Annotated in this window: 24 protein-coding genes and 1 other RNA gene; 7 read left to right on the plus strand and 18 right to left on the minus strand. The window is 43.1% G+C overall.

Features of this window, described 5'->3' with window-relative positions; translation table 11 throughout:
• The first annotated feature begins 95 nt into the window (after positions 1-95).
• The gene (locus BMZ95_RS03480) at positions 96-833 is read left to right on the plus strand and encodes an MIP/aquaporin family protein (RefSeq protein ID WP_046921965.1); all 738 of its coding nucleotides are present in this window, start codon (positions 96-98) and stop codon (positions 831-833) included.
• Between the two features lie 165 nt (positions 834-998).
• Positions 999-1,952 carry a Gfo/Idh/MocA family protein gene (locus BMZ95_RS03485; RefSeq protein ID WP_014073886.1) on the plus strand — a complete coding sequence of 318 codons (954 nt, stop codon included), beginning with the start codon at positions 999-1,001 and terminating at the stop codon, positions 1,950-1,952.
• 540 nt (positions 1,953-2,492) lie between these two features.
• Here the strand turns inward: BMZ95_RS03485 and BMZ95_RS03490 are convergent.
• The 3 genes from BMZ95_RS03490 to BMZ95_RS03500 form a co-directional block, all read right to left on the minus strand.
• Positions 2,493-3,194, minus strand: a complete 702-nt coding sequence (locus tag BMZ95_RS03490) for a CPBP family intramembrane glutamic endopeptidase (protein ID WP_404802668.1) — start codon at positions 3,192-3,194, stop codon at positions 2,493-2,495.
• Positions 3,195-3,389: 195 nt separating this feature from the next.
• Positions 3,390-4,742: a glucose-6-phosphate isomerase gene (locus BMZ95_RS03495; RefSeq protein ID WP_046921964.1), complete on the minus strand. Its 1,353-nt coding sequence runs from the start codon at positions 4,740-4,742 to the stop codon at positions 3,390-3,392.
• A 174-nt stretch (positions 4,743-4,916) separates the two neighbouring features.
• Entirely contained in the window at positions 4,917-5,780 is an 864-nt protein-coding gene (locus tag BMZ95_RS03500; RefSeq protein ID WP_014073890.1) for a GRP family sugar transporter, read from the minus strand.
• Positions 5,781-6,030: 250 nt separating this feature from the next.
• Between BMZ95_RS03500 and BMZ95_RS03505 the strand changes: the two genes are divergently transcribed.
• Positions 6,031-8,235, plus strand: coding sequence for an LTA synthase family protein (locus BMZ95_RS03505; protein WP_014073891.1), 2,205 nt, complete (start codon positions 6,031-6,033; stop codon positions 8,233-8,235).
• A gap of 234 nt (positions 8,236-8,469) precedes the next feature.
• On the opposite strand, the gene BMZ95_RS03510 is transcribed toward BMZ95_RS03505, so the two are convergent.
• The 4 genes from BMZ95_RS03510 to BMZ95_RS03535 form a co-directional block, all read right to left on the minus strand.
• Positions 8,470-9,972, minus strand: coding sequence for a sensor histidine kinase (locus tag BMZ95_RS03510; protein WP_056990444.1), 1,503 nt, complete (start codon positions 9,970-9,972; stop codon positions 8,470-8,472).
• Complete coding sequence (locus tag BMZ95_RS03515) at positions 9,969-10,700, minus strand: response regulator transcription factor (RefSeq protein WP_046921962.1); 732 nt, start codon at positions 10,698-10,700, stop codon at positions 9,969-9,971. The genes BMZ95_RS03510 and BMZ95_RS03515 overlap by 4 nt, the downstream gene beginning before the upstream one ends.
• 100 nt (positions 10,701-10,800) lie before the next feature.
• Positions 10,801-11,170, minus strand: a transfer-messenger RNA (tmRNA) gene (ssrA, locus tag BMZ95_RS03520).
• An 832-nt stretch (positions 11,171-12,002) separates the two neighbouring features.
• A complete protein-coding gene (locus BMZ95_RS03535; RefSeq protein ID WP_046921960.1) occupies positions 12,003-13,394 on the minus strand; it encodes a L,D-transpeptidase family protein in 1,392 nt (463 codons plus the stop codon).
• Positions 13,395-13,802: 408 nt separating this feature from the next.
• On the opposite strand from BMZ95_RS03535, the gene trpX reads away from it, so the two are divergent.
• The 3 genes from trpX to BMZ95_RS03550 are packed head-to-tail and all read left to right on the plus strand — an operon-like array spanning position 13,803 to position 16,449.
• Positions 13,803-14,795, plus strand: coding sequence for a tryptophan ABC transporter substrate-binding protein (trpX, locus tag BMZ95_RS03540; RefSeq protein WP_046921959.1), 993 nt, complete (start codon positions 13,803-13,805; stop codon positions 14,793-14,795).
• On the plus strand, positions 14,792-15,688 hold the full coding sequence (locus BMZ95_RS03545; RefSeq protein ID WP_046921958.1) for an ABC transporter permease: 897 nt from the start codon (positions 14,792-14,794) through the stop codon (positions 15,686-15,688). Before trpX ends, BMZ95_RS03545 begins: the two co-directional genes overlap by 4 nt.
• Entirely contained in the window at positions 15,685-16,449 is a 765-nt protein-coding gene (locus BMZ95_RS03550) for an ABC transporter ATP-binding protein (protein ID WP_046921957.1), read from the plus strand. The genes BMZ95_RS03545 and BMZ95_RS03550 overlap by 4 nt, the downstream gene beginning before the upstream one ends.
• Positions 16,450-17,403: 954 nt before the next feature.
• Here the strand turns inward: BMZ95_RS03550 and BMZ95_RS03560 are convergent.
• The 4 genes from BMZ95_RS03560 to trhA form a co-directional block, all read right to left on the minus strand.
• A complete protein-coding gene (locus BMZ95_RS03560) occupies positions 17,404-17,883 on the minus strand; it encodes a universal stress protein (RefSeq protein WP_003691723.1) in 480 nt (159 codons plus the stop codon).
• A 52-nt stretch (positions 17,884-17,935) separates the two neighbouring features.
• Complete coding sequence (locus BMZ95_RS03565; RefSeq protein WP_014073904.1) at positions 17,936-18,616, minus strand: ribonuclease H family protein; 681 nt, start codon at positions 18,614-18,616, stop codon at positions 17,936-17,938.
• 50 nt (positions 18,617-18,666) lie between these two features.
• On the minus strand, positions 18,667-19,005 hold the full coding sequence (locus tag BMZ95_RS03570; protein WP_046921956.1) for an ArsR/SmtB family transcription factor: 339 nt from the start codon (positions 19,003-19,005) through the stop codon (positions 18,667-18,669).
• A gap of 130 nt (positions 19,006-19,135) precedes the next feature.
• Positions 19,136-19,765, minus strand: a complete 630-nt coding sequence (trhA, locus tag BMZ95_RS03575; RefSeq protein WP_046921955.1) for a PAQR family membrane homeostasis protein TrhA — start codon at positions 19,763-19,765, stop codon at positions 19,136-19,138.
• A 261-nt stretch (positions 19,766-20,026) separates the two neighbouring features.
• Here trhA and BMZ95_RS03580 point away from each other — a divergent pair, with 261 nt between their 5' ends.
• Positions 20,027-20,545: a DUF1836 domain-containing protein gene (locus BMZ95_RS03580; protein ID WP_046921954.1), complete on the plus strand. Its 519-nt coding sequence runs from the start codon at positions 20,027-20,029 to the stop codon at positions 20,543-20,545.
• A gap of 58 nt (positions 20,546-20,603) precedes the next feature.
• Here the strand turns inward: BMZ95_RS03580 and BMZ95_RS03585 are convergent, their stop codons facing one another.
• The 7 genes from BMZ95_RS03585 to BMZ95_RS03615 all read right to left on the minus strand — a co-directional run bounded on the left by BMZ95_RS03585 (position 20,604) and on the right by BMZ95_RS03615 (position 24,841).
• Positions 20,604-20,840: a cytochrome b5 domain-containing protein gene (locus BMZ95_RS03585; RefSeq protein WP_046921953.1), complete on the minus strand. Its 237-nt coding sequence runs from the start codon at positions 20,838-20,840 to the stop codon at positions 20,604-20,606.
• A gap of 12 nt (positions 20,841-20,852) precedes the next feature.
• The gene (locus BMZ95_RS03590; RefSeq protein ID WP_014073909.1) at positions 20,853-21,320 is read right to left on the minus strand and encodes a Dps family protein; all 468 of its coding nucleotides are present in this window, start codon (positions 21,318-21,320) and stop codon (positions 20,853-20,855) included.
• 188 nt (positions 21,321-21,508) lie between these two features.
• Complete coding sequence (locus tag BMZ95_RS03595) at positions 21,509-22,015, minus strand: hypothetical protein (protein ID WP_046921952.1); 507 nt, start codon at positions 22,013-22,015, stop codon at positions 21,509-21,511.
• Complete coding sequence (locus BMZ95_RS03600; RefSeq protein ID WP_046921951.1) at positions 22,005-22,652, minus strand: ABC transporter ATP-binding protein; 648 nt, start codon at positions 22,650-22,652, stop codon at positions 22,005-22,007. Before BMZ95_RS03600 ends, BMZ95_RS03595 begins: the two co-directional genes overlap by 11 nt.
• A gap of 1 nt (position 22,653) precedes the next feature.
• Positions 22,654-23,403, minus strand: coding sequence for a hypothetical protein (locus tag BMZ95_RS03605; RefSeq protein ID WP_041820070.1), 750 nt, complete (start codon positions 23,401-23,403; stop codon positions 22,654-22,656).
• Positions 23,400-24,140, minus strand: coding sequence for a hypothetical protein (locus BMZ95_RS03610; RefSeq protein WP_046921950.1), 741 nt, complete (start codon positions 24,138-24,140; stop codon positions 23,400-23,402). Before BMZ95_RS03610 ends, BMZ95_RS03605 begins: the two co-directional genes overlap by 4 nt.
• 2 nt (positions 24,141-24,142) lie before the next feature.
• Entirely contained in the window at positions 24,143-24,841 is a 699-nt protein-coding gene (locus tag BMZ95_RS03615) for a hypothetical protein (protein WP_143454945.1), read from the minus strand.
• Between the last annotated feature and the right edge of the window lie 111 nt (positions 24,842-24,952).

Genomic DNA, 24,952 nt, shown 5'->3' on the forward strand with positions numbered 1-24,952 from the left:
TTGAAAATCATTGAAAACCTTATTGACAATAGTTTTTTCTATGATTATTATTGTTAGAGTGTATCACTTATTTTTTATAAATTTTGGAGGATGAAATGACTTTTTCATTAGCAACAAGACTTGCCGCTGAATTTTTCGGCACGGCTATCATGATTATTTTGGGCAACGGTTCGGTTGCCGACGTTGAGTTAAAGGGGACGAAGGGAACAAAAAGCGGTTGGATCACGATCTCTGTCGGTTACGGTTTTGCCGTTATGATTCCTGCGTTGATGTTTGGCTCTGTTTCAGGCAACCACATCAACCCGGCATTTACTCTTGGCTTGGCTTTTGCGGGCGCATTCCCGTGGCACGAAGTACTTCCATATATCGCAGCACAATTAATCGGGGCTGCAGTTGGTCAATTGGTCGTATGGATCTGTTTCAAGCCTCACTATGACATGACGGAAAATTCCGATGCCATTTTGGGCACGTTCTCGACGAGCGATGCTACGGGCAACAAGCTCAACGGTTTTGTCAACGAATTCTTTGGAACGTTTACCCTGGTCTTCGGTGCTCTTGCAATCACGCACTCGCCAGTCTTTGAACACGGCAACCAAGGCGCTGGCTTCATCGGCATCGGACTTTTGGTAATGGTTATCGTTACTTCGTTCGGTGGCCCGACAGGTCCTGCGTTGAACCCTGCTCGTGACATTGCGCCGCGTTTGGTTCACCAATTCCTGCCTATTCCGCACAAAGGCAGCTCACAGTGGGATTATTCATGGATTCCGGTCGTTGCGCCTATTTTGGCCGGCATCTGCGGTGCATTGCTTTATAAGGCTATCTTCGGACTTTAATGTTAACATTCAGACATCTGGGATCGAGATTTTTTCTCGGTCTCTTTTTTTGTTAAATGCAGTACTGCCGTTTCTCTGCATTTCAACATGGTGATGACTGGGTTTTGCTATAATTTCTGTTAAAATTCTGCTACAATATTAATATGATTACTGAAAGTGAAGGTGATGACCGTGTCAATTCGTTATGGTATCCTGGGTCCAATTGAATCTTCGAGCTGGTTCGTCAAAGCGGTAGCGTCGAATCCGAACAGTGAAATCGTTGCGCTTGCCTGCGAAAAAACAAAGGCAAAGCAAAATCTCATCAATGTCCCGGTTTTTGAAAGCTATTCGGAACTTTGCCAAAATCCCGACGTTGATGCAATTTTTGTTCCGACATCAAACGCAAATCACTATGAAGGAGCAAAACTTGCGCTTGAAAACAAAAAGCACGTTTTGATCGATAGCCCATTCACCAAACACAAAGTCGGGTCAAACGAATTGTTTCTGCTTGCTGAAAGACAGCGCTGCTTTTTGATGGAAGCACAACAGACAGTTTTTCTGCCGGCTTATGCCCGTATCAAAGAAATGATTGCAAATGAAGAAATCGGAACAATCTGCTACGTTGAAAGTCGCACCCACCTTCCATATGATGCTGCTTGGACGCGCTCGCTTGAACGAGGAGGCGGAGCATTAAACCTCGGAGGAGCTTATCCGCTCACCTTGATTCCGTTTCTCTTGGAGACTGAACCGACTGACTGGTCAGGACTTGGCGTCAACAAGGTCGGCGAAGCAGATACCCGCTGCACTTTGAACTTTCGTTGCGGAAACGTTTTGGTCAACAACGTCATCAGTCTTGACTTTGACCTTGACGACAAATTGACGATCGTCGGTACAAATGGCAAAATCGTCATTCAAAATTACCTTGATCCGGACGCCGTCATCGTGATGACGCCAAACGTAACCAAACGCTTGACGAACCAAAATGAGCTTGATGCAGGCATCAACGTGCTTAACCACGTTTCGGACTGCATCTCTTCCCAAAAAACGTCAAGTCCGGTTCTCACGAAAAAAATCACGGTCAAAACCGTTGAAATCATCAGCAGCCTTTATAGCCAATGGTATGGCGATCCGCTTAACTGATTTTAATTATGCCTATCCATCCCGTGACTTTAGTCATGGGATGGATAGGCTCACTATGATATAACACTTGTAGCTAGTAATTGACTTAGTAACTGCATCACTAAGAACCAATATCTAACAACTATTGATATATCATTCCTATGGCAACCTGGGAATGTAAAAGGCATTGGTAATTGGATAGTCACTGACCAAACAACTACGGCTGTTTGGTCAAACCATCTGTATCTATGCAAATTGTAGTTCAGATACTCAATATAAGGGTGTCTGCTCACAAGCCATCGACTTTAGCCGATGGTGGTTGACTGAATGCCGAACGAATGCAGTCGACTTTGACTGGATTTGTCCGGCATTTTTTGATACATGTATTTTGCCAAATGAAGCGCCGCTAAATCAGTGCTCCAAGAGTTTGCCGACAGACTCTTTTTAGTTGATTCCATCACAGAATAAAAATTGGGATGCATACGAAAAAACCGGATTGAATTTGCAATTAATTGCAAATCATCCGGATTTTCAATTGAGACATAGTTTTTTCAATCTCTTTTATTTCAGCATCTGATGCAGACTGGACAACAGAAAAACGATTGACGGAAGCAAATTGTTTAAGAAATGCAGCGAAATATTGGCTGCCAGATTTTTTTCCTTGTTGTACGTTGCCGCCAGAATAATTCCCATCACCACGTACATCAGCCAGCTGATGAAATTCGTCGATGAATGAATCGATCCGAAAATCAATCCGCTCAATAAAATTGCAAAAATCGGCTGATCGGTGAAGAAATAATCCATCAAAAATCCCCTGAACACCAATTCTTCAACCACCGGAGCAGCAATAGCAGTCATAAAGAACATCACAAAACTCGTATTCACCGAAATTTTGAACAGCTTTTCAATTGCTGCATCGTTTGCGGTTTGCTGCGTCATAAAAGATCCGATGATCATCTTGGCAGACATCAGAACGATGAATCCGATGATGATCGTGTTGATTTCTTTTCCCTTTGGTCTCCAAATGATCTTTCTTTCAGGATGTCGTCGTTGCAAATACGTAAACAGAATAAACGTCACTGCGACGTATCCTCCGATAAAAATCATCCAAGTCAAAATATAGACGATTGGCCCATTGACGTATTTAAGCAATAATTTTGGCAAAGAAAGCGCAAATTGCGGCAGCTCGATCAATCCTAACATTAAGCATAGTTTGATTGCGCGCCAACCATAAAGTTCTATTTTAGCCACTGCATTTTTCAATCGCATCACCTTTTTCCGATCAGATTTGATGTTTCTTTCAATTATATCATATCGCTTGATATGTAGCGAACATGCTGCCAAATTTACGTAAAATACCAATTTTTTCCGGTTTGCCCGTAACCGCGCACAAAACAACAAAAAAAAAACCAAGGTCGAAACCTTGGTTGTTTATCTTAGTCATTTTTGAACAAATGCTTATTTATCCAAACGAGCATTGAGTTCTTTCGTCAATTCTTCATAGCCGGGACGACCGAGCAAAGCAAACATGTTCTTCTTGTATGCTTCAACGCCTGGTTGGTTGAACGGATTGATCCCGTTCAAGTAGCCGGAAATGCCGACAGCAACTTCAAAGAAGTAGATCAAGTAGCCAAGCGTGTAGGCAGTTTGATCAGGAATATTGACGATCATGTTAGGAACATTGCCGTCCGTATGTGCCAAAACAACGCCCTGCATAGCTTTGTCATTGACAAAGTTCATCGTGCGTCCTTCAAGATACTTCAAGCCGTCAAGATTTTCTGCTTCTTTTGGAACGTCCGTATCATGCGTCGGGTTGTCAACGTGAATAACAGTTTCCATCAAATTGCGACGACCTTCCTGGATGTATTGTCCAAGCGAATGAAGGTCCGTTGAGAAGTTTGCTGAAGAAGGATAGATGCCCTTTTGATCCTTGCCTTCTGATTCGCCCATCAATTGCTTCCACCATTCGGAGAAGTATTGCAAAGATGGTTCGTAGTTTTCAAGGATTTCTGTCGTGTAGCCCTTGCGATACAAAATGTTGCGGAATGCGGCATATTGATATGCTTCATTCTTTTCAAGGTCGGAGTCTGAATAGTCGGCACGTGCGTCTGCAGCACCTTTCATCAAATCATCAACGTTTGCACCGGAAACGGCAATCGGCAACAAGCCAACCGGAGTAAGAACAGAGAAACGACCACCGACGTCATCCGGAATTACGAAGCATTCGTAGCCTTCTGCGTCCGCTTCCGTCTTAAGAGCGCCGCGAGCGCGATCCGTAGTTGCGTAGATGCGTTCCTTTGCGCCTTCCTTGCCATACTTTTCAATAAGCTTTTCCTTGAAGACGCGGAATGCGATTGAAGGTTCCGTTGTCGTGCCGGACTTGGAGATAACGTTGACGGAGAAGTCTTGGTCATCAACAAGATCCAGCAAGTCGTGAACGTATGAACCGGAAATTGAGTTGCCGACAAAGAAAATTTGCGGTGCGTTGCGCTTTGCAGCAGGAAGCAGGTTATAGAATTGATGATTCAAAAATTCAATTGCGGCACGTGCGCCCAAGTATGAGCCACCGATGCCGATAACGATCAAAATCTCGGAATCGGATTGAATCTTCTTGGCAGCTTTCTTGATGCGATCGAATTCTTCCTTGTCATAATCAACGGGAAGATCGAGCCAACCGCGAAAATCTGCGCCGGCACCCGTGCCTTTGCGTAATTCTTCGTCACAAGCCGTGACCATTGCCTGCATTTCGCCCAATTCATTATCTTGAACGAACTTCTTCAAATTTGAACTATCAAATGAAATATGTGCCATTATCCAGTCTCTCCTTTTAAATTTTATCTACGCTTACAATTATACTATATTATTCGATTTTTAAAAGTAAAAATCGCCGATATCTTAAGATTTTTACTTAAAAATCCTTATAATTTTTTGTAAAGTTTATGTCAAATCCAGTGTTCACATATCCAGCATAAAATTAAAATGCCATTATTTAAGCATCCCTAAAATGATGCTTCCGATGATTACCAAAATCGATCCAATCGTGACATAACCCATTTCTTTTTTGGTCTTCTTTTCGCCAAGCAGGAAAATCGAACCAAACGTCGAAATTACGATTCCGGATTGGGAAAGCGAAAAACTGATCGCAAGTCCGACCAATGTCGTTGCCTGAAACATGCAAAAGTTGCCGGCACCCCAGAAAAGTCCCGTCAGCATGTTTTTGTACATCGGTTTTTCAAACGAGTTCTTGCGATATGAAAAGATGAAGCCGCCAAGAACCATTCCGACCGCTTGCGGCAAAATCATTGCCTGGGTATTGACGCTAAAAAGCGTTACCACAACGGTATAAAGCAAAAAACCGATCGTCGAAATGATTATGGTCTTTGCCCCTTCCGTTCGATCTTCTTTGATTCCGTCATCGTCAGCTTTGCTCTTGTCGCGCAAAGACGTAAATACGACGCCCAAAACCAAGAACAAAAGCGCCAAAAAACCGAATCCGAGCTGTCTTGTCGTCGTCCATTCATGGAAAAAAATAGCGCCTGCAATTGTCGTCGTCACAAGCTGCGCACCGGTCGAAATCGGAACTGCTTTAGAAACCCCGATGGCCTTCATTGCCTTAAATTGGTTGTTTTGCCCCAAGCACCAGCAAAGTCCGGAAACGATTCCGACGGCCCAAAGCTTAAACGAGTTATATTGCAAAAAATGCTGAAATGAAAAAATCGTCGTGACGATGGCAAAAATCAATGCGCCAAACGTCATTCCAAGCGTCTGCTGATGAGCGTCGCCGCCCATCTTTCCGCTGACAAGTCCTATGCTTCCCCATGCAAGCATGGGAACAAGTGCAATCCACATTATTCTCTTTACCTCTCTTATATAAAAAATTCTCTTTGCTATAACATTTTAACAATAACATCTATTAATTTTCAAGATTATGTTCTTGAAAGTCTATGTGCTTTTGATGAGTTTTCCTATCATCAACTTTTCCTGGCTGATTTTAAAGTTAACTATTTTCTAAGATATCAGCGTTTGATTGACTATCCCGAAATATTAGGAGTAAAATTGTATCTTAGGTTTAGACTCAAAGAAAGGACGGTTTGCGTTTGTGAGCTGGACAAAATTTAGAAATTTCATGAATACGCGCTGGGGCTTTTTTACGCTCTGCGCATTCCTGTTCTGGGCCAAAACAATCTTTGTTTACTTGGTCGACTTCCACTTAGGGGTCAGCGGAATTTATCAATATTTCGTTTTATTGATAAACCCGATTGCGACGACTCTGCTGATTTTTTCGATTGCCCTTTACATTAAGCGAACATTGCCGGCATATCTGTGTTTGTTTTTGCTTTATACGGCAAATTCAGTGCTTCTTTTGATTTCCGTTATTTATTACCGTGAATTCACCGATTTCATGACCATCAACGTCATCTTCGGCTACTCATCCGTTTCTCAAGGCTTGAGCACGAGTTCATTTTCAATGATTAAACCACAGGATATTGCCATTATCGGGGATCTGATCGTTGTTTTGATCTTGCTCCTGCTTAAAAAAATCAAACTTGACGAACGCCCGATTGTCCGCAAACAGGCTGTCGCCATGACGTCGTTTTCATTATTCTTTTTGATGCTGAACATTACGCTTGGAGAAATCGATCGTCCGCAGCTTCTGACGAGAACGTTCGACCGCAACTATCTTGTAAAGTATTTGGGAATCGATACGTTTACCGTTTATGACGGACTTAAGACAGCCAAAAACAACCAGGCAAGATCAAATGCTGACAGCTCGGATTTGAGCAAGGTGATTTCCTATACGCAAAAAAATTATGCGCATCCTAACCCAAGCATGTTCGGAATTGCCAAAAACAAAAACATCATCGTGATCCACCTTGAAAGCTTTCAGCAGTTTTTGATCAACTACAAACTCAATGGCAAATCCGTGACGCCGTTTTTAAACAGTTTGTATAACGGAAAGGAAACCTACAGTTTTTCAAATTTCTTCAACCAGGTCGGTCAAGGAAAAACTTCGGATGCGGAAACGATGCTTGAAACGGGCGCATTCGGGCTGCCGCAAGGATCGCTGTTCTCTGCTTTGGGAACGGACAACACCTTTGAAGCGGCACCAGCCATCTTGAACCAGCAAAGCGGCTATTCCTCCGCTGTATTTCACGGAAATTCAGGCTCGTTTTGGAATCGCGACAACGTTTATAAAAACTTTGGCTACCAAAATTTCTTTGATGCGAGCTATTATGATACCGATTCGGAGAATTTGACCGAGTACGGTGTCAAAGACAAACTGCTTTTCCGAGATTCCGTTAAATATCTTGAACATCTGCAGCAGCCGTTTTATGCGAAGTTCATTACCGTTTCCAACCACTTTCCGTTCGTGATTGATTCGCAAAACAAAACGTTCAAGGCTGCCGATACCGGTGACAGTTCGGTCGACAATTACTTCGTGACTGCGCATTATCTTGACCAGGCCGTTAAAGAATTCTTCGATTATCTGAAAAAATCAGGCCTGTACGAAAATTCCGTCATCGTCATTTACGGCGACCATTACGGAATCTCCAATTCGCGCAACTTGAAACTTGCTCCTTTGCTTGGAAAATCCAGTTCGACGTGGAGCGACTACGATAATGCTCAGCTTCAGCGCGTGCCGTTTATGATCCACATTCCCGGCATGACGGACGGCAAGGTTCTTGATACCTATGGTGGTGAAATTGATGTTTTGCCGACGCTTCTTCACCTTGTCGGCATTGACACCAAAAAGTACTTGATGTTTGGTTCCGACCTGTTCTCAACCGATCATAGTCAAACGGTGGCCTTTCGCAATGAAAACTTCATTACTCCACATTATACCGTTATCGGAAATACCATTTACGAAAACGGAACCGGCAACGTCGTCACCCACCCGACTGATGAAGTCAAAGAAAAAATTGACCGAGCTCAAAAGAAAGTCAGCGAAAAACTCGCGCTGTCAGACTCGCTCAACAATCAAAATCTTTTGCGTTTTTACGTTCCTGAAGGTTTCACGCCGGTAAATCCGGCAGACTACAATTACAAAAATTGCTATGGCAAGCTTTTAGATTTGGAAAAGACTCTTGGCAACAATTCCAAGAGCTTATGGCATCAAAACGGTGACAAATCTACTTTAAACGATTATGAAACCGATGCTCCGGAAGTCGATAACAGCGATTTTGAAAAAGCCAACCTTGAAAGCGCAAATAAAAAAGCATCATCTGAGGATTTGCCTTCGGCGGCATCATCTTCGTCGTCCTCGGCATCATCAGACACGAGCGTTGCAACCTCAACCAAATAATTTGACAATAAATATGCCTCAGTTTAAAAGAGTCTGGGAAAAAAGTCTCTTTTATCCCTTGAGTTAAACGAAAAGCCGGACGAATTCGGTCGATTTGCGACTGAATTCGTCCGGCTTTTTTAAATGCAGTCTGTTCCCAGATATCAAAATTGAAAAAATGCCGGACAAAAGCAGTCTTAAATCTACTCCCTTGTCCAGCATTTCGTTTAATCAAGAAGGACTTGCCTCAAAATCTCAATCGCAACTGTCAACAACGACGCTGCCGCCATCTTGCGGCTGATCGCTGCCATCGCTTGCAATCGCCTCGCCAGGAAACAGCAAGGTAAACGTCGTTCCCTTGCCCGGTGCGCTGTCAACACATACTTTGGCATGGTGAAGCTGCAAAAGCTGGTGAACGATGGCCATGCCGATGCCTGATTCGCCATATTTGGCAACCTTTCGCGACGGATCTGCCTTGTAATATCGCTCCCACATACTGCTGATTTCCTCATCGGTCATCCCGATTCCGGTATCAGCAATGCTGATCATCGTATCGTTGCCATGCTTCTCTCCGGAAATCGTAATCGTGCCGTCTCTTGTGAACTGCACGGCATTCTTTCCGATGTTCGTGATGATTTGAATGAAACGATCCTTATCGGCATAAACGTTAAGCAACGGAGGAAGTTTGACGATGAACCTGTCGCCAACGTCTCCGGCCATTTTATGCAACTGACTGACAACGTCATTAATGGCTGACGTCGCATCGAAATTGGTCTTGGCCAAAACAAGCTCGCCTGACCTGCTCTTTTCATAATCAAGATTTTCATTCACAAGCCTGATCAAACGCGTCGTTTCTTTTCTCATCAAATTAATGCATTGTTCTTGATCTTCTTCCGGCAATGCGCCATATGCCATCCCTTCCAAAAGACCATTGATCGTCGTCAGAGGCGTCCTCATTTCATGAGCTGCATTTGCCATCAGTTCATGTCTTCGTTGTTCCTGACGCTCGATTTCGACTTGAGATTCTTTTAACGACCGGGTCATCAGGTTAAAGTCTTCAGCCAAATCATCCAACTCATCATGATGACATGTATCAATCTGCACATCAAAATCGCCGTTGGCAACCTGTCTTGTGGCTCGTTGAATCTTAGTGATTCTGTTCGTAAAATAATGCGTCAAGACAAAACTGACGATCGTTCCCAACACGACTGCGGTAAAGAACGCATATAACAGATTCTGTTTAATTTCTTTTAAGTTTTCCTCAATACCGTTCATCACGGTTCCAACCGAAACGACCGCCCTCAAATTCCCTTTGATGTCAAGATACGGTTCATAGATGTTTGTCAGCTGACGATTTGAGTCCTTGAAAAATCCTCGCGAATCGCTCGTTTTTGCTCGAACGGACTGGCCTCTTTTCAATTTGGACCAGCATTTAGAACTGATCTTGGTCGTTGCTTTCTTGGAATCAGGAAAAATGAGCTTATCAGGTTCCGTATAGATCCTGATTTTAATGTGACGCCCGGCAAGCATCTGTTCCGTAATCACAAGTTTTTTCTTATCGACAACGACTTTTGAATCTTTTCCCTGTCTGATGTCCATTGCTTGAGTCTTGACCGCATAAGCATAATCTTGTAATCTGTCCCAGGTATCCTGATAAAACATGGAACGAGAAAGCCCCAAAAAGGTCATGCCCAAAGTAAGCAGCGTAATGGTAATCATTAAGAAGAATGCCAAGAACTGCTGATAAAACATTTTCATTTATCAGCTACTCCAGAATCATCAAATTTATATCCAACTCCCCATACCGTTTGAATAACTTGCGGACCAGCTTTTTCAATCTTTTGTCTCAGTTTCTTGATATGGGCATCAACCGTTCTTTCATCCCCATAATATTCATAATCCCAGACCAATTGAAGCAGCTGATCCCTTGAAAATACCTGACGCGGCTTTTGCGCAAGCGTCTTGAGCAGATCGAATTCCTTTGGCGTCAAATCGTTGATTGGCTTGCCGGAAAGATATGCTTCGCGTGTTTTTGAATTGAGTTTGAAATGAGACGTCACAACATCGTAGCCGTCATTGCTTTCTTCAGCCACGATGCCGTTCTTTCCAAGCGGTGGCATCTCTGCACGACGATGAAGCGCTTTGATTCTTGCAATCAGCGTAATCGGTGAGAACGGCTTGACGATATAGTCATCAGCGCCCATTTCAAGTCCCAAAACCTGATCCGATTCGGAATCCCTGGCGGTTAAAATAATAATCGGAACAGTTGGCGAAATCTTTCGTAATTCGGCATTGACCTGAAGTCCGTCCATTCCTGGCAAATTAAGGTCAAGCGTTATCATATCCCAGCTTTCCGGATCTTTTTTGAAAATGTCAATTGCCTCAAGTCCGTCATAAGCATATTCAACGTCCCACTTCTCCTTTCGGAAAAACATCGACATCATTTCTGACACTGACTTGTTATCTTCTATCATTAACAATTTCATAGATAAAACCGCTCCCCACGTGTAAAAATTTATTATTGCACACTTTTTTAAATAAAAACGACGACAACATACAGTCAGTTGCACATCGTCGACGTTCGTCATATGGAGATGGCGGGAATTGAACCCGCGTCCAAGCATATCGCAACTCAAGCTTCTACGCCCATAGTCACACTATTTAAGTTTCATCAATAGCAAAGCCGTGCAACCAGGCACACACGATTGACTAACCTGATTATTCTCTTCTCTTGGCTTCAGATGGGAGCCTTGAGCGTAAGTCCACTTAATTTAAGACTCGCTGACAGCACATGGACGATGCTGGGCGAATCTACGCCCGCTGTTTTTTAGGCAGCTAAAGCGTAAGAATAGTTGTTATTTTTTGCAGTTATATTTAACTGAGCGTTTTAGGGTAGACGCAACCTACCAGACGCAACTTGAGCCCGACCTATACCTGTCGAATCCTAAACATCCCCATTGATTAACTTCATCATAGCATAAAATGTCAATAAATGAAAGCTATTTAAATTCAAAAATAGCATATTTATACTTAAAACTCAACAAAATATTTCCACGAATTTCCCAAATTTCAAAAAGAAGATAAATCATCTTCATTTTCATAAAAAAATTATCAAAATAATTACTTATTCTTTTACATTGGTTCAAACAACTACTTGCGCCAACAGATATCTTTTAATCAAAAAAGAGGCTTGGAAAAAATCTGCCTCAAATTAAACCCCCGGATGATTTGCAATTAAGCGCAAATCTAATCCTGCGTTTTGCGTATGCGTGACAAGCAACTGACATGATGGAAATATCCAAAAATAATTTGGTGGTAACTTTGCCTGATGGCTCAGCATGCTGATTGAACAGGAGCTGCAGTTGGCAAAATCACCGTCGTTTACGGATACATCGATGAAAATGGAGCCTTTGTCAGTGATTAGCTTGCTCGAAAAAAGGCGATTACGGACAAAATGGACAAAAATGGCCGGTTGTCCTTAAAAATTAAGACGTTTCGTTTCGGACCCGGTTTTACGGACAAACGTTCCAAAAAGCAGCTTTTGTCCGTAAATTTGAGTGAAATCTTGGATAGATTGGTTGAGCAGTACTGCCGCTTGAAAAAAGCAGTTTTTTCGTTGAAAATTAAAAAAGACGAACAAAGTCAGTCTCAACCAGACCTCCTTCATTCGTCTTTTCGTTTAATTCAAGCGGAAAACAGAACTTTTTCCCCAGCCTCTTTTCTTTTTGCTTATTTCTGACGTCGCCATGAAATCTTCGCCAAACGTCCGAACGATTCATCAAAATTTTTTAGTACACGATGACCGGTTCTTTAACCTCCAAGAGATTATAGATTGGTGCGGCCTGATCAGCCTTCAGATTTACGCAACCGCCCGACCCGTCATTGATATAGGCTTTCTTATCCCAGTTCCTGCGCCACGAAGCATCGTGGAAACCGCAGCCGCTGCTGGTAAACTGTGCCCAGTACTTGACTTTGACCTCATAGTTTTCTTTTCCGGATTCGCTGCCCTTGAGAACCGACGGGCTTTGCTTGTACATTATGTACCAGACGCCGCGCGGAGTCCCTTCGTTAGCGCTTTGCTTGCCCGTCACGCAGTCCGCTGAATAAACCTGCTGACCGTTTTTGTACAACCAGACCTTTTGTTCCGAAATCGAAACTTCGGCATATGTTCCGCCAATTCCGCCATTTTGCGCCGTCGCATAGCCCGTTCCGTAAGTATAGTATCCTTTGCCATAAATGTCTTTTTCGGCCTTGATTTCTTTGGTGCCGTTTTGCCAAGCAGTTTCAATGCTGTCGACCGCATCATCCTTGCCGATTTCCCAGCCATAAGTCCCGGCCGGAACGCTGACCGTGCTTCCGCCGGTCGTTTTAAACGCCAGCGGCTTGTTGAGCGTTGCCTGTGCCGCATTGATTTCATCAATCTTGTTTCTGAGTCCCGTGTCGTCATAGCTGTATCTTCCGTTGATGACGCGTGCGGAATTCAACAGCTCGGCAGCCTTCATTTCGTAAGTCTTGCCCTGAACGTTATAGGTCGTCTCCTTTTTGGCAAGCGAATCGAGCTTTTGCTTTTCTGCTTGAACAACCTTGCTTGATGCCGCCAATGGCTGCAAGATTCTTTCTTTTAAATGCAGAGTCGAATCAGCAAGATGCTTGTCATACTCCTTCATGATTTTCGGCACGTCGTACTGCGTTCCTTTTTCTGCCGGAACAATCGAAACCTTGCCGTCCTTCATGACGGCATATGCGTCGATCGCGGCTTTTCTTTTCAAGTTTGCCTTGGTCAAAGCGTCCTTGACTTTCTTTTTCAATTCCTTCTTTCGATAATCGCTGACGTTGCTTGGGGCAACCTCGTAATTTTTTTGAACCGAAGACGGAACGAACGTAAATTGTTTCTTCAAAATTTTTTCGATCTTGCCATCGTCTTTTGAAGAAAAACCTGCAGAAGTCTTTTGGCCGCGATACATCACATCGTTTCCAACATAAACCGTGTTATCCAGCGTAACGTTTTTCAAGTGATCGGCAGCATCTTTTGCCGTCATTTTTCCCACGCTGATGCCGTTGATCGTCACATTCTCATTGAAATGATGCGCCTGATAATACCACATGCAGCAAAGGCCGACCACAAGCGCTGCGACAATCGACCACAGTCCTATCTGGAGTTTTTTTGTACTCTTATCCATATATATCTCCTTAATTATTACAGAAATATTACAAGTACCATAATATAACAAACACACATTCATATCAAGTTGCAGGTTTTCATTAAACAAGATAAATTTGAATTAATGCTTGACATTGTAATTTAACCAAACTATAATTGAACCAACATCAACGGAAAGGAAGAACAGTTATGACAGAATCAGTAATCAACTTGAATACTCGTTGGCAAAGCCGGTAATTGAAGTTGCTTCTGTCTGTGCAGATACGACCTCGTCAGATCGTATCTGTGCCGGTTTCTTCAGCATAGCCTGCATGGATTAACACGTTCATGCAGGCATTTTTTTGTCCCTGCATGGAAAATGCAGGGTTTTATTTTTTTCTGCAGACCGATCTGACGAACTGAATTTTATCAAGAAAGGAAAAACAATATGAAAAGACTTATCGCAGCAATTTCAGCACTCGTTATTTTTTTAGGCTATGCCTTCCTTTACGAAAGCAAGCAGGAAACCAAACAGGAAAAACCGACCGTTGCCATCCTTCAGCTGATGACGCACCCCGCCCTTGATTCGATTCATCACGGCATCGTGGACGCCTTGAAGGAAAACGGCTACGTGCCCGGCAAAACGATCAAGCTCGATTATCAGAATGCGGAAGGAGACCAAAGCAGCCTGAAAACGATGAGCGATCGTTTCAAAAATGAAAATTCGGCCGTCATGATCGGCATCGCAACTCCGGCAGCTCAATCGCTCGCCAATGTTGCCAACGGCAAAACGCCCGTCGTCATGGGCGCCATCAGCGACCCGATCGGTGCCGGACTCGTTAAGAACATCAAACATCCCGGTGCAAACATTACGGGCGTCATTCACAAGGAACCGGTCAACCAGCAGGTCAAACTTATCAAGACGATCATGCCAAACGTCAAGGTCATCGGCGGTCTGCATACTTCAAGCGACGACTCGTCGACTGCCGAATTCAAAGAATTCAAACAATTGGCCAGAAAAGAAGGCATCAAGGTCAAGGACTACACGATTACTTCGACAAACGACATCGACCAGGTAAGCTCGACCATGGCCTCTGAAGTCGAAGCCGTCTATATTCCGACGGACAACACCGTTGCCTCCGGCTTTTCAACCGTTGTCAAGAACACCGATGCAAAAAAAATTCCGGTCTTTCCTTCAGTCACGTCCATGATCAAGCACGGAGGCATTGCCACCGTCAGCGTCAGCCAGTACGAATTGGGCAAACTGACCGGGCAGATGGCTGCGGAAATTCTCGATGGCAAAAAGCCTGGCAACATGGCGCTTCGCTATGTCAAACTCGGACAAACGCACATCAATTTGAAGCACGCTAAAGAACTCGGCTTAGACATTCCCAAGACGGCTTTGAATCAAGCACAAAAGAAAGGAAGCATCATCAAATGACATTAATCGTATCAGCAATCGGACAGGGCCTGATTTGGGGTTTGCTTGGAATCGGCCTTTTCATCACATTCAGAATCTTGAACTTCCCGGATATGACGGTCGAAGGAACCTTCCCGTTTGGTGCTGCCGTTTGCGTCAGCGCGATCACTCATGGCCTTGGCCCGGCCGAAGCCACCTTGCTCGCATTTTTTGCAGGACTTTTAACCGGGCTTGTCACCGGATTGCTTTATACTAAGCTGCACATTCCGATTCTTCTTTCGGGAATCCTCGTCATGACGGGCATCTACTCCGTCAACCTGCGCGTTTTGGGCAAGGCCACGGTCGGCTTGCTGCACAAGAAGACGCTTTTTTCCTGCAGCTTCTTGACCAGCCTTCCTGAAAACTTCCCGTCGGTCTTTGTCGGCACTGCATTTTCCGTCATCGTCATCATCTTGATTGCCCTCTTTTTAAATACAGAGCTGGGACAGTCGCTGATCGCAACCGGCGACAATGAAAAAATGGCACTTTCGCAAGGCATCAATACCAACGACATGAAAATCCTCGGTTTGATGATTTCAAACGGCTTGATCGGGCTTTGTGGCGGCATCATCTCGCAAAACAACGGCTATGCGGACGTCAACATGGGCATCGGAACGATCGTCATCGGCCTTGCCGCAATCATCATTGGCGAGGTCGCATTCGGAAACCTCAGCTTGACGGTTCGCCTGATTGCCGTCGTCATCGGAAGCATCTTATACCGTTTCGTTTTGCTGATCGTTTTGAAACTCGGATTCGGCACGAACGATTTCAAGCTGATTTCCGCGCTCGTGCTTGCAATCTGCCTGTCGCTTCCGTTATTTGAAAAGAAATTCAAAACAAGCATCATTTTGAAAAAAGGAGTCGAGCGCCCATGAGCGAAAATATTTTAGAAATGCAAAACGTCACGACCTGCGTCAATGAAGGAACTTCCGAAGAAAAAGAAATCTTAAAAAATATCAGCCTAAACGTCAAAAGAGGCGACTTCATTACTTTATTGGGAACGAACGGGGCAGGCAAATCAACTCTTTTAAACGTCATCAACGGTTCGCTTTCCCCAAGAAGCGGCTCGCTCAAAATTGCCGGAAACGACGTCACGAAACTTTCAGTCGTCAAACGCGCCCGCTTCATTTCGCAGGTCTTCCAAGATCCCAAAGCAGGCACGGCACCACGAATGACGGTGGCAGAAAATCTTCTTTTGGCAAAGCGTCGCGGCCAAAAGCGCCGCTTGAAACTGCGCGGTCTGAACAATGCGCTCCCTGAATTTAGCGAACTGACCAAAAAATTGCCAAACGGGCTTTCAGAAAGGCTCAACACTTTCACCGGCGACCTTTCGGGCGGACAAAGACAAACTTTGAGTTTTTTGATGGCCACGATGGGCAATCCTGAAATTTTGCTGCTTGACGAGCATACGGCAGCGCTTGATCCCAAAACGAGCCAGCAGCTGATGGAGCTTACTCAAAACACGATCGAAGAAAAACAGCTGACATGCATCATGATCACGCACCACTTAAAAGACGCTTTGAAATACGGCAATCGCATGATCATCTTAAACGACGGCAAAATCGTGCTTGATAAAAGCGGCAAAGAAAAAGACAATTTGACGGAAGATGAGATTTTGAAATTTTTTACTAATTGAATCGACTGGCAACGGGCTGAAAAAAGCCACGTTTTCCTCTTGAAATAAATTAAATGCCGAACAAAGGAAGTCGCAAGACGACAGATTTTGTCCGGCATTTTTTAATTTTGATGCATGAAAACAAACTTTTTGTCAAATACGGCACTGCGTATCTCTTGCTCAATCAATGCCCAAGACTGGCTTACTGGCTGCCCGCAGATGCTTGTCCCCGCGCCTCCCAAAGTAGACAAAAAACGGGCTTTTCTACCGAATTTTGTCTACCACCGACTCAAAATCCGGCTCCCGCAACGCCACAAGTAGACAAAAACAACGCCTTTCTCTCAATTTTTGTCTACCGCCGACTCAAAATCCGGCCCCCGCGACGCCACAAGTAAACAAAAACTCAGCCATTCTCTCAATTTTTGTCTACCACCGACTCAAAATCCGGCCCCCGCGCCTCCCAAAGTAGACAAAAACGGGCTTTTCTACCGAATTTTGTCTACCACCGACTCAAAATCCGGTCCCCGCGACGCCACAAGTAGACAAAAACTCAGCCTTTCTCTCAATTTTTGTCTACCACCGACTCAAAATCCGGCCCCCGCGACGCCACAAGTAGACAAAAACAAAGCCCTTCTCTCAATTTTTGTCTACCACCGACTCAAAATCCGGCCCCCGCGACGCCACAAGTAGACAAAAACAAAGCCCTTCTCTCAATTTTTGTCTACCACCAACTCAAAATCCGGCCCCCGCGACGCCACAAGTAGACAAAAACTCAGCCCTTCTCTCAATTTTTGTCTACTCCCACGCCTAAATCAAACCCGCACGGAACCGAAATCAGAACAAATAATGCTTTCCACGTTCCTTCTCCCGATGCAATGCAACGACATCGCATCAACCTGCTCTGCATTTTCAATGCAAAAAAGCGGAATCTCCGCTTCATCCGCGAAAATTCCGCATTGATCATCCAAATGTTCCTTATCTTACAACGATTACGGAACAAGGAGCATTTTGAGACATATAGCTGGCTTGTGATCCCAAGAAGACCCTCTTGCGACCTGTAAGAGGCTTTGTCTTGGAACCACAAACAAGCAAATCAGCATTAACGTCCGGCAAAATATCATTGATGATGACGACGCCCGGTTTGCCTTCGCCCGAATATGCCGTTACGTCTTTGACGCCAAAAGAGCGTGCCTTATTGACGTAGCCAGCAAGGTCATCAGCAACCTGTGCGCGTCTTTCGTCCAAAACTTCAGGACTCAACGTATCAAAAATGTTGAAATCACCGACTTCAAGAATCGAAACGATTCCCAAGGGAACATTCAAGCGTTTAGCCGTTGTCACGGCATAGTTGAATGCGTTGATGGATGATTGCGAATCATCTTCGTCAACGGCCACCAAAATCTTGGTAAAGATTTTCGGTTCGATTTCAAAATCACCATTCAGCTTTTCGCCCATAATAATCACTCCTTAAATGTTTGAATACGATTTTATTATAGCACAAAATCAATTACATTCTATCCATTTCTTCGTTCAGCAGCCGGTCAACTTTATTGTTTCCGTAATTGTCTGCATGGCCTTTGGTCCAGACATACTTTGCATTCTTGAACTTTTTGAGCAATTCCAGGACTTCTTCCCAAAGTTCACGATTTTTGACGGGTTCTCCTGAGGCTGTTTTCCATCCCTTTTTGGCCCATGAAAAAAGCCAGCGTTTCGTCACAGCATCGAGCACATACTTCGAATCAAGCACGAACAGCAAACGTTTGTCGTTTAATCGATAATAATCAAGCCACATCAGCGCGTTTCTGAAGGCCATGATTTCCATGCGATTATTCGTCGCACCGTATTCGCTGCCAGATTTTGCCACTTCCCGCTCGCCTTTTACAGCCAAAAAAGCCCACGCGGCCTTGTCATTCGACTTGACGTGCTGACCGAGCCTGTTGCCGTGATTCCGGGAACCTCCATCAGTATAAATTACGATTTCCGGTTTAAATCCAGTGCTGGCTTCAGCACCTGATGTTTTTAGCTTCTGCTCGGATTTGCCGTCAACAAACCGCTGTGCCTCTTCCAAAGTTTGGAAGCTCTTGTATCTTGCACCGGAAAAACCTTTTACCTGAGCCTGACACTCGGCCCAAGTCTTAAAAATGCCGGTCTTTCTGCCTGATGCAACTGCATAAAACTTTCCTGCCAAAAAAATTCCTCCAAAAAAAGCAGGGCAAGACCAAATCTTGCCCTAATAATCTATTCTTCCGTAATTTTCGTTCTCAAATCATGAATCACGGTTTCAAGCTGGGAAAGTGGTTCATCCAGTGAAACGAAGTACACGCTTTGCAAGCCGTTCTTCTTAAAATTAACTAAGCCTGCCTCACGCAAAATTTTCAGGTGATGGGATACAGCCGGCTGAGTGATCGACATTCTGTCCGTAATCTCAGTCACAGTCAAACCATCCTTCAAATTTTCACACAAAAGAACGATAATCCGTTGACGATTGCGATCCGCCAATGCGTTGATTACTTCAAACTCATTGGTAAAATTATCTAAAGCAACACTTTGGTTGGGCGTTAATTGAACTGTTGGCATAGAAACCACTCCTTTCAAAAGGCACTTTCCTATCTCTTCATCCATATATAGAATAACATTAAAATAAAAGAATAGCAAACGTTTACAACCCTTTTACATCAACCTTTTGAAATTTACTCATTCCTGTGAATCATAAGTAAAAGTAAATTGACAAAAACATCAATCCGGAGCCGATCATTACCAGCATATGCCACCAGACATGCGCATATTTAACGCCCTTTATACTATATACCAAAGCCCCCAGCGTGTAAACGACCCCGCCCAAAAACAGGAGCAGCAGTCCGTTTTTGCCAAGCGACAGGTACATCGGTCTGAAACCGCAAACACACATCCATCCCATGACGACGTAAATGATCGTTTCAACGACCTGCTTACGGTTTCTTGCCAAAATATGATAACCGATGCCTGCGAGCGCAAGCACCCAGACCACAAACAACAAAGCATACCCCAAGCTGCCCTTGATCGCAAGCAGACAATACGGCGTATAGGTTCCCGCAATCATCAGGTAAATTCCGCTGTGATCGAATATTTGAAAGACCCGTTTTGCTTTCGTAAAATACAGACAATGGAACAAAGTCGAAAATAAATACAAAAGCAGCATGCTTGTTCCGTATACGATAAACGCCATAATCGTCTTCAAATCATGCGTCTCAGCCCCTTTCAAGATCAATAAGACAAGCATCCAGATTCCAAGCGCAGCCCCCACGCCATGCGTAATGGCACTCCATACTTCATTAATGACCCGTTGCTTTCTGTCCACTGTCATCACCCTTTCTTTTTCACCCATTTTCAGCACAATCATAAACTACAAATTGATTATAACTAGATTGGCATTCTAGGTCAACTTTTGCTTCCATTAAAAGATCTCAAAAATCATCCAAAACACGTCTCCCAAAAAAGATCAGCAGCCTCTCTTCACTGCATTTATCAAGAAAAGAACCTTAAATTCGGCTGACATCAAAATCCCGAATATGATATAATTTTCATTAGGCTCATATGCCAAACGAGAGGTTTTAAAACGATGGAAAACTTTGACATCAAACTTTGGTTGTCCGATCTTGACGACCATCATCTGCCCAAATGGGAGGAATTCCCGGACTTCGAGCTTTATATGGAACAGCTCGTCAGCCTCGGCAATCGCTATCTTGCGTGTTTTTCAGAAACGCCTTTGACCTCTTCAATGATCAACAGCTACGTCAAAAAAGGACTGATGTCTCGCCCGGAAAAAAAGCGTTACAGGGCTGAACACATTGCTGAACTGATCGTCATCAGCCTTTTGAAAACGACCTATCCGCTCGAAACGATTCGAAACTGTATCGAAAGAGTCATTTGTGATGAAGAAAGCGTTCAAATTGCCTATGACAATTTTTCCAATCGGTTCAATCAAACGCTGCATGCGCTTTATTCAGGAAACGATTCGATTTCGATCAAAATGCCGGCAACTAAGCTTGAATGTGTTTCAATTTCAGAGGAACTGGCTGCCAGAGCCGTTATTTACCGGTTGGTCAGTCAAAAAATCATGTCATCAAAAAACGAATAGCTCCGTGCTCGAGGCACAGAGCTATTTTTTTGCACAAATTCCTTGGCTCGAAAAATTTTTAATCCGCCAGTTTTCCGACCTTTTCTAATTTATCCAAAACCTTTTTGCCATGCGGTGATTTCCTGATGATCTCGCTGAAGTTCTGGCCAGCCTTGTTTCCGTGATGCACGCCGTCCTTCCAAGCCGAAACGTTAGTCACGTCGTACACGACTCCGTCAATTGCTACGTATGCGGGATTTCCGTTTTGCCCGTCATATTTTCCAAGCTCTTTTTCAGTGAAAATTTTTTCTTTCATAATATTGCACCTCTATGCGTCAATTTCAGGAGCTTCATTCAATTCGGCCTGAATCATCCAAATCTTCTTTTCAATCTCAGTCTTGAATCCGATGAAAATATCTTGAGTGCTGTAATCTTTTTCTTCATCAGAAACTTCAATTCCCTTTTGATAAAGCTCTTCCAGATAGCGATAATCTTTGACAAGCGTTGCCAAGCGCTCCGGCGTTCCTTTTCCAAAAGTTCCCTTCTCATCTTTGATCCCCGTATGATCGGCCATTTCTCTCAAAGTCGAAAACGGTTCCCCGTCAAGCGTAATCAGTCTCTCCGAAATCACGTCGAGCTGAGCGTTGATTTCATCCATGAACTCATCCATCAAAGGATGCAGCTTCAAAAAGTTCGTCCCGCGCATGTACCAGTGAGTCTGATGAATGACCATTGCCATCTGACTCAGATCGGCCACTAATTGATTCAAAACTTCTTTTGTCTTTTGATACTTCATCTTAAACACCTCATTTTTTGTGACATCGGTTACAACTACACCTTCATTATAATTGTCAACCGCTGGTCTAGCAAATATTTTGACTTTCCGTCTGTAAAATGCAGAGTCTGAACCATTTTCAGTTTTGACAGTAAATGCATGTTTATCAACAAAAAAATCCCCATTCAACAACGAGGATTACAATCAACTTAATTCAAATTGACAAAAATTTGTTTTGGATAACATCTTACTACAAGCCGGTACTTCAATTTGGAAGCATTTTTGAAATGATCATTTGTCATCAAGGACGAGGGAATTTCGTAAATATACGTTGAAATATCTTTTTTGGTTTGGTTAAATTCGATTGCCGATGCATTTTGAAAATTTCCGGCATTAAGCTGCATCTGTTTCAAATCACCTGCCCCAGAAATTTTTCCGTGCTCTTTGACTTTGACTAAAATGGCCTTAACGCCCTCCTTGCCTTCAACTGTTTCATTCGGAAAATTCTTCTTAATGTAGCGTTCATATTCTGCAGTATTCAAAAATTTAAAAGATTCAACCTTCATGCTTGCGCCGTTTTCCAATGAAACTTTTTCGTTCAGTTTATAGTCAAGTCTTTGCGGTTCTTTATACGAAAGATTGACGCGCAGGATATTTGCAAAAATCATACAGAATAACACAAGCAGGCACCCTGCCATTATTTTTTTAGCTTTCATTTGTCTGACCTGCCTTTATCTTGCCGTCTTTTAACTCCAAAACAACGTCCGATAAATAATCAAGTTCTTCTCGATCATGAGATGCTACAATAATCAAGCTGCCGTCCGCTCTGTATTTTTTTACAAGTTCCAACAACAGCTGGCTGCTTTGCTCATCAAGCGCATTAAGCGGCTCGTCCAAGATAATCAGCTCCGGATTTTCAAACAACGCCATGATGATGCCAAGCTTCTGCCGCATCCCAAGCGAATACTTCTTGACTTTCTTCTTGTCTTTTGGATCAAGTCCAAAATATTGCAGCAAAGATTCCATCTGTTCTTGAGTCGCAATCTTCTTGATGGCGCCAAGTGATTTCAAATTTCCCATCGCCGTTTGATTTTCAATCAGGCTCGGGCTTTCAATCAGTGCCCCGACGCTTTTTGGAAAAGATATGTCTTTCCCGAGAACCTGGCCGTCAATTCTGATTTCGCCCTCGGTCGGCGTATCGATTCCACAAATCAATTTCAACAGCACGCTCTTTCCGGCACCGTTTTTGCCACGTAATCCATAAATGTTTCCGGATTGCAGTTTAAAATTTATGCCGCGTAAAATTTGTTGTTTTTTTATTGTTTTGGTAACGTTTGACAACTCTATTTCCATCTTAATCCCTCTTTTTTTCTTTTAAAATCTCCAATTTATCGGCAAATATTATCAACCCGACATAAATTACACAAAGCGGCACGATAAATACCCACGATTTTGTAAAATTCACTCCTGAAACTGATACGAACGTGCTTCTTTGCAACATGAAAAAGGTAAACGGGTTCCATTCAGAAAATTTGAAAAATGACATTATTATAATCAAAAACATTATCATCAGCGATGAAGCAAAATTAATGAGATAATATGCCAAAATTCCGATTGCAAGCAAAAAGCACAAGCAGACAGGAACCGTTATAAAAAGATATTTGATAATTTCTGGTTGCGGTATCGCTTGAGCCAAATTACCTTGAGAAATCCTTTTGGGGAAAAGAAAGGAAAAAGAAAACAATCCCAAATAAATCATCGCCAAATCGCCAAGCGCATAAATCGTCAAACAAAAAAGCTTGCTTTCAATCCAAATTTTCTTGCTTGAAAAATGCAGCAAGACGTTTGTTTTGCTGTCGTTGCTTTCCTTTGCCAGATAAAGCACTGCCGAATATAAAATGAGATAAAAAGTTAAAATCAAACAGAACGGCAGGTCATTTCTCCAGTAGATTGGTATTCCTCTGAAAAACTCAAGAATTGCCGCCGTTCCTTTGTTGCCGTAATCATCGAGCGAGACCAAAAAAGTTATCATCAACGTAATCATGAGCCACTTTTGATTTTGCAAAAAAATACCTCTCAAATCATATGTAAACTTCTTGATCAACAAAGTTCCCCCCTGTTAACGAACCTCGATTTGCTGAAGAAAAACACGCCCATCACCAATACTGTCATAAAAAACAACCATTCCGCTATCATCATGAACGGCTTATTCCAGCTTGAGTAATAAGAAACCAGCTTCGTTGCCGAAAAAATCAAACGATCTTTTTCGATTACGATAGAATCATATGCAATCATCATCAAAAAAATCAAAAATCCCCAAAGATAATTTTTGAAAATCCAACGCAACATCAAAAATACTGACAATAATGAAAAAAGCACCACAAAATAGCAAAAAACGGTCATCACCAAAACAAGCAAGAAATCTGCATGAGAAACGTGTTTGATCGTTGCGTAAAAAACGCTTGATCCATAGCTCCAATCGATCAGAACGTTGCTGTAAAACAAATAAAGCAAAATTGTTGCCGTATAGACCGCAAGCGTTGAAAAGAAACTGAACCAAAATAATCTTAAAACCTGTTTCAAAAATATTTTTTGCCGGCTCTTGTTTCTGATTGCATAGTTTATTTTGAAATCATTTTTAAAAATGACTATCTCAGCAACAATCGCTGATAAAATCCCGCACATGCCGATAATGCGGACGTTCAAACATGAAACGAGCCCATCCGCAACACTGTAGCTCAATTCATAACTTTGAAAATTCTTGATACTGTTTAATTCAAAAAAAATCGTCAAAAGGACGTTCAAAAAAATAAGCAACGTCTCTGCTCTGCATTTTTTCAAAATCAATCATCCCCCAACCTGAAAAAAACGGGAAGAAGGGTGATCAATAAGAATAATATCGTCATCACGTTCGTGACTAAACCTATGGCCCCCGTCCCACCTGGCTGAATATATGCCGTAAAGCTTTTTTCGTACCATCCGACTGATTTGAATACGGTCAGTATTGCCAAATTCAAAACAAACGGCAACGTCAGTGCAACCGCCCGATACTCGGAAACATATGCCGTTATTAACGACGAAGCTGCAAACAAACCTGATATCATGAATATCAAACATAAACTAAACAACGTATAAATCATCGGGTGCTCAGGGAGAAGAACGTTCGCAATCGCATCGGTATCCGATATCCCCAACATTAATGCCGCCGTTCCGCCAGAATACATTTTTGTGACCGGCAAAAAACTCATATACAGCAACAAGCTCAATAAAAGCGGCAACGTTACGGTAACCGCTCCCGAAACAAAAGCAGCCAGCCACTTAGCAAATAGCACCTGTTTCCTTTTGACTCGAAGTTCCAATTGTTTTAAATAATCTGTTTGAATATCTTGATAAAGATTGCTCCCGATCGGAAGCACTGCAAGAAGCGGTAAAATCAAAAAAAAGTAATTGTTCTGAACATCTCCGCACGCCGCGCCAAGCCAACTGCCATAAAGCACATCGGGCGAATCATACCCTGAATTTCCAGAAACAACCTGTTTCATAATAAACAACATGCTGGGAATTCTTTCAGCAAACTGCCAGACGCATAAAATGCATCCACCCCAAATTGCAATCAAAAACCCCCTGGATAAAAATGCTCGCTTTAAATCAAC

It is taken from the genome of Ligilactobacillus ruminis DSM 20403 = NBRC 102161, from assembly GCF_900113455.1.
Classification (GTDB): Bacteria; Bacillota; Bacilli; order Lactobacillales; family Lactobacillaceae; genus Ligilactobacillus; species Ligilactobacillus ruminis.

Excerpts from the sequence above, each read along its gene's own strand:
- BMZ95_RS03595 (WP_046921952.1), bottom strand. The coding sequence starts at position 22,015 with ATGAAAGCTAAAAAAATAATGGCAGGGTGCCTGCTTGTGTTATTCTGT.
- BMZ95_RS03515 (WP_046921962.1), bottom strand. The coding sequence starts at position 10,700 with ATGAAATTGTTAATGATAGAAGATAACAAGTCAGTGTCAGAAATGATG.
- BMZ95_RS03545 (WP_046921958.1), top strand. The coding sequence starts at position 14,792 with ATGACATTAATCGTATCAGCAATCGGACAGGGCCTGATTTGGGGTTTG.
- BMZ95_RS03590 (WP_014073909.1), bottom strand. The coding sequence starts at position 21,320 with ATGAAGTATCAAAAGACAAAAGAAGTTTTGAATCAATTAGTGGCCGAT.
- BMZ95_RS03500 (WP_014073890.1), bottom strand. The coding sequence starts at position 5,780 with ATGTGGATTGCACTTGTTCCCATGCTTGCATGGGGAAGCATAGGACTT.
- BMZ95_RS03480 (WP_046921965.1), top strand. The coding sequence starts at position 96 with ATGACTTTTTCATTAGCAACAAGACTTGCCGCTGAATTTTTCGGCACG.
- BMZ95_RS03535 (WP_046921960.1), bottom strand. The coding sequence starts at position 13,394 with ATGGATAAGAGTACAAAAAAACTCCAGATAGGACTGTGGTCGATTGTC.
- BMZ95_RS03485 (WP_014073886.1), top strand. The coding sequence starts at position 999 with ATGACCGTGTCAATTCGTTATGGTATCCTGGGTCCAATTGAATCTTCG.
- BMZ95_RS03560 (WP_003691723.1), bottom strand. The coding sequence starts at position 17,883 with ATGGGCGAAAAGCTGAATGGTGATTTTGAAATCGAACCGAAAATCTTT.
- trpX (WP_046921959.1), top strand. The coding sequence starts at position 13,803 with ATGAAAAGACTTATCGCAGCAATTTCAGCACTCGTTATTTTTTTAGGC.
- BMZ95_RS03550 (WP_046921957.1), top strand. The coding sequence starts at position 15,685 with ATGAGCGAAAATATTTTAGAAATGCAAAACGTCACGACCTGCGTCAAT.
- BMZ95_RS03615 (WP_143454945.1), bottom strand. The coding sequence starts at position 24,841 with ATGAAACAGGTTGTTTCTGGAAATTCAGGGTATGATTCGCCCGATGTG.
- BMZ95_RS03585 (WP_046921953.1), bottom strand. The coding sequence starts at position 20,840 with ATGAAAGAAAAAATTTTCACTGAAAAAGAGCTTGGAAAATATGACGGG.
- BMZ95_RS03580 (WP_046921954.1), top strand. The coding sequence starts at position 20,027 with ATGGAAAACTTTGACATCAAACTTTGGTTGTCCGATCTTGACGACCAT.
- BMZ95_RS03495 (WP_046921964.1), bottom strand. The coding sequence starts at position 4,742 with ATGGCACATATTTCATTTGATAGTTCAAATTTGAAGAAGTTCGTTCAA.
- BMZ95_RS03510 (WP_056990444.1), bottom strand. The coding sequence starts at position 9,972 with ATGAAAATGTTTTATCAGCAGTTCTTGGCATTCTTCTTAATGATTACC.
- BMZ95_RS03600 (WP_046921951.1), bottom strand. The coding sequence starts at position 22,652 with ATGGAAATAGAGTTGTCAAACGTTACCAAAACAATAAAAAAACAACAA.
- BMZ95_RS03570 (WP_046921956.1), bottom strand. The coding sequence starts at position 19,005 with ATGCCAACAGTTCAATTAACGCCCAACCAAAGTGTTGCTTTAGATAAT.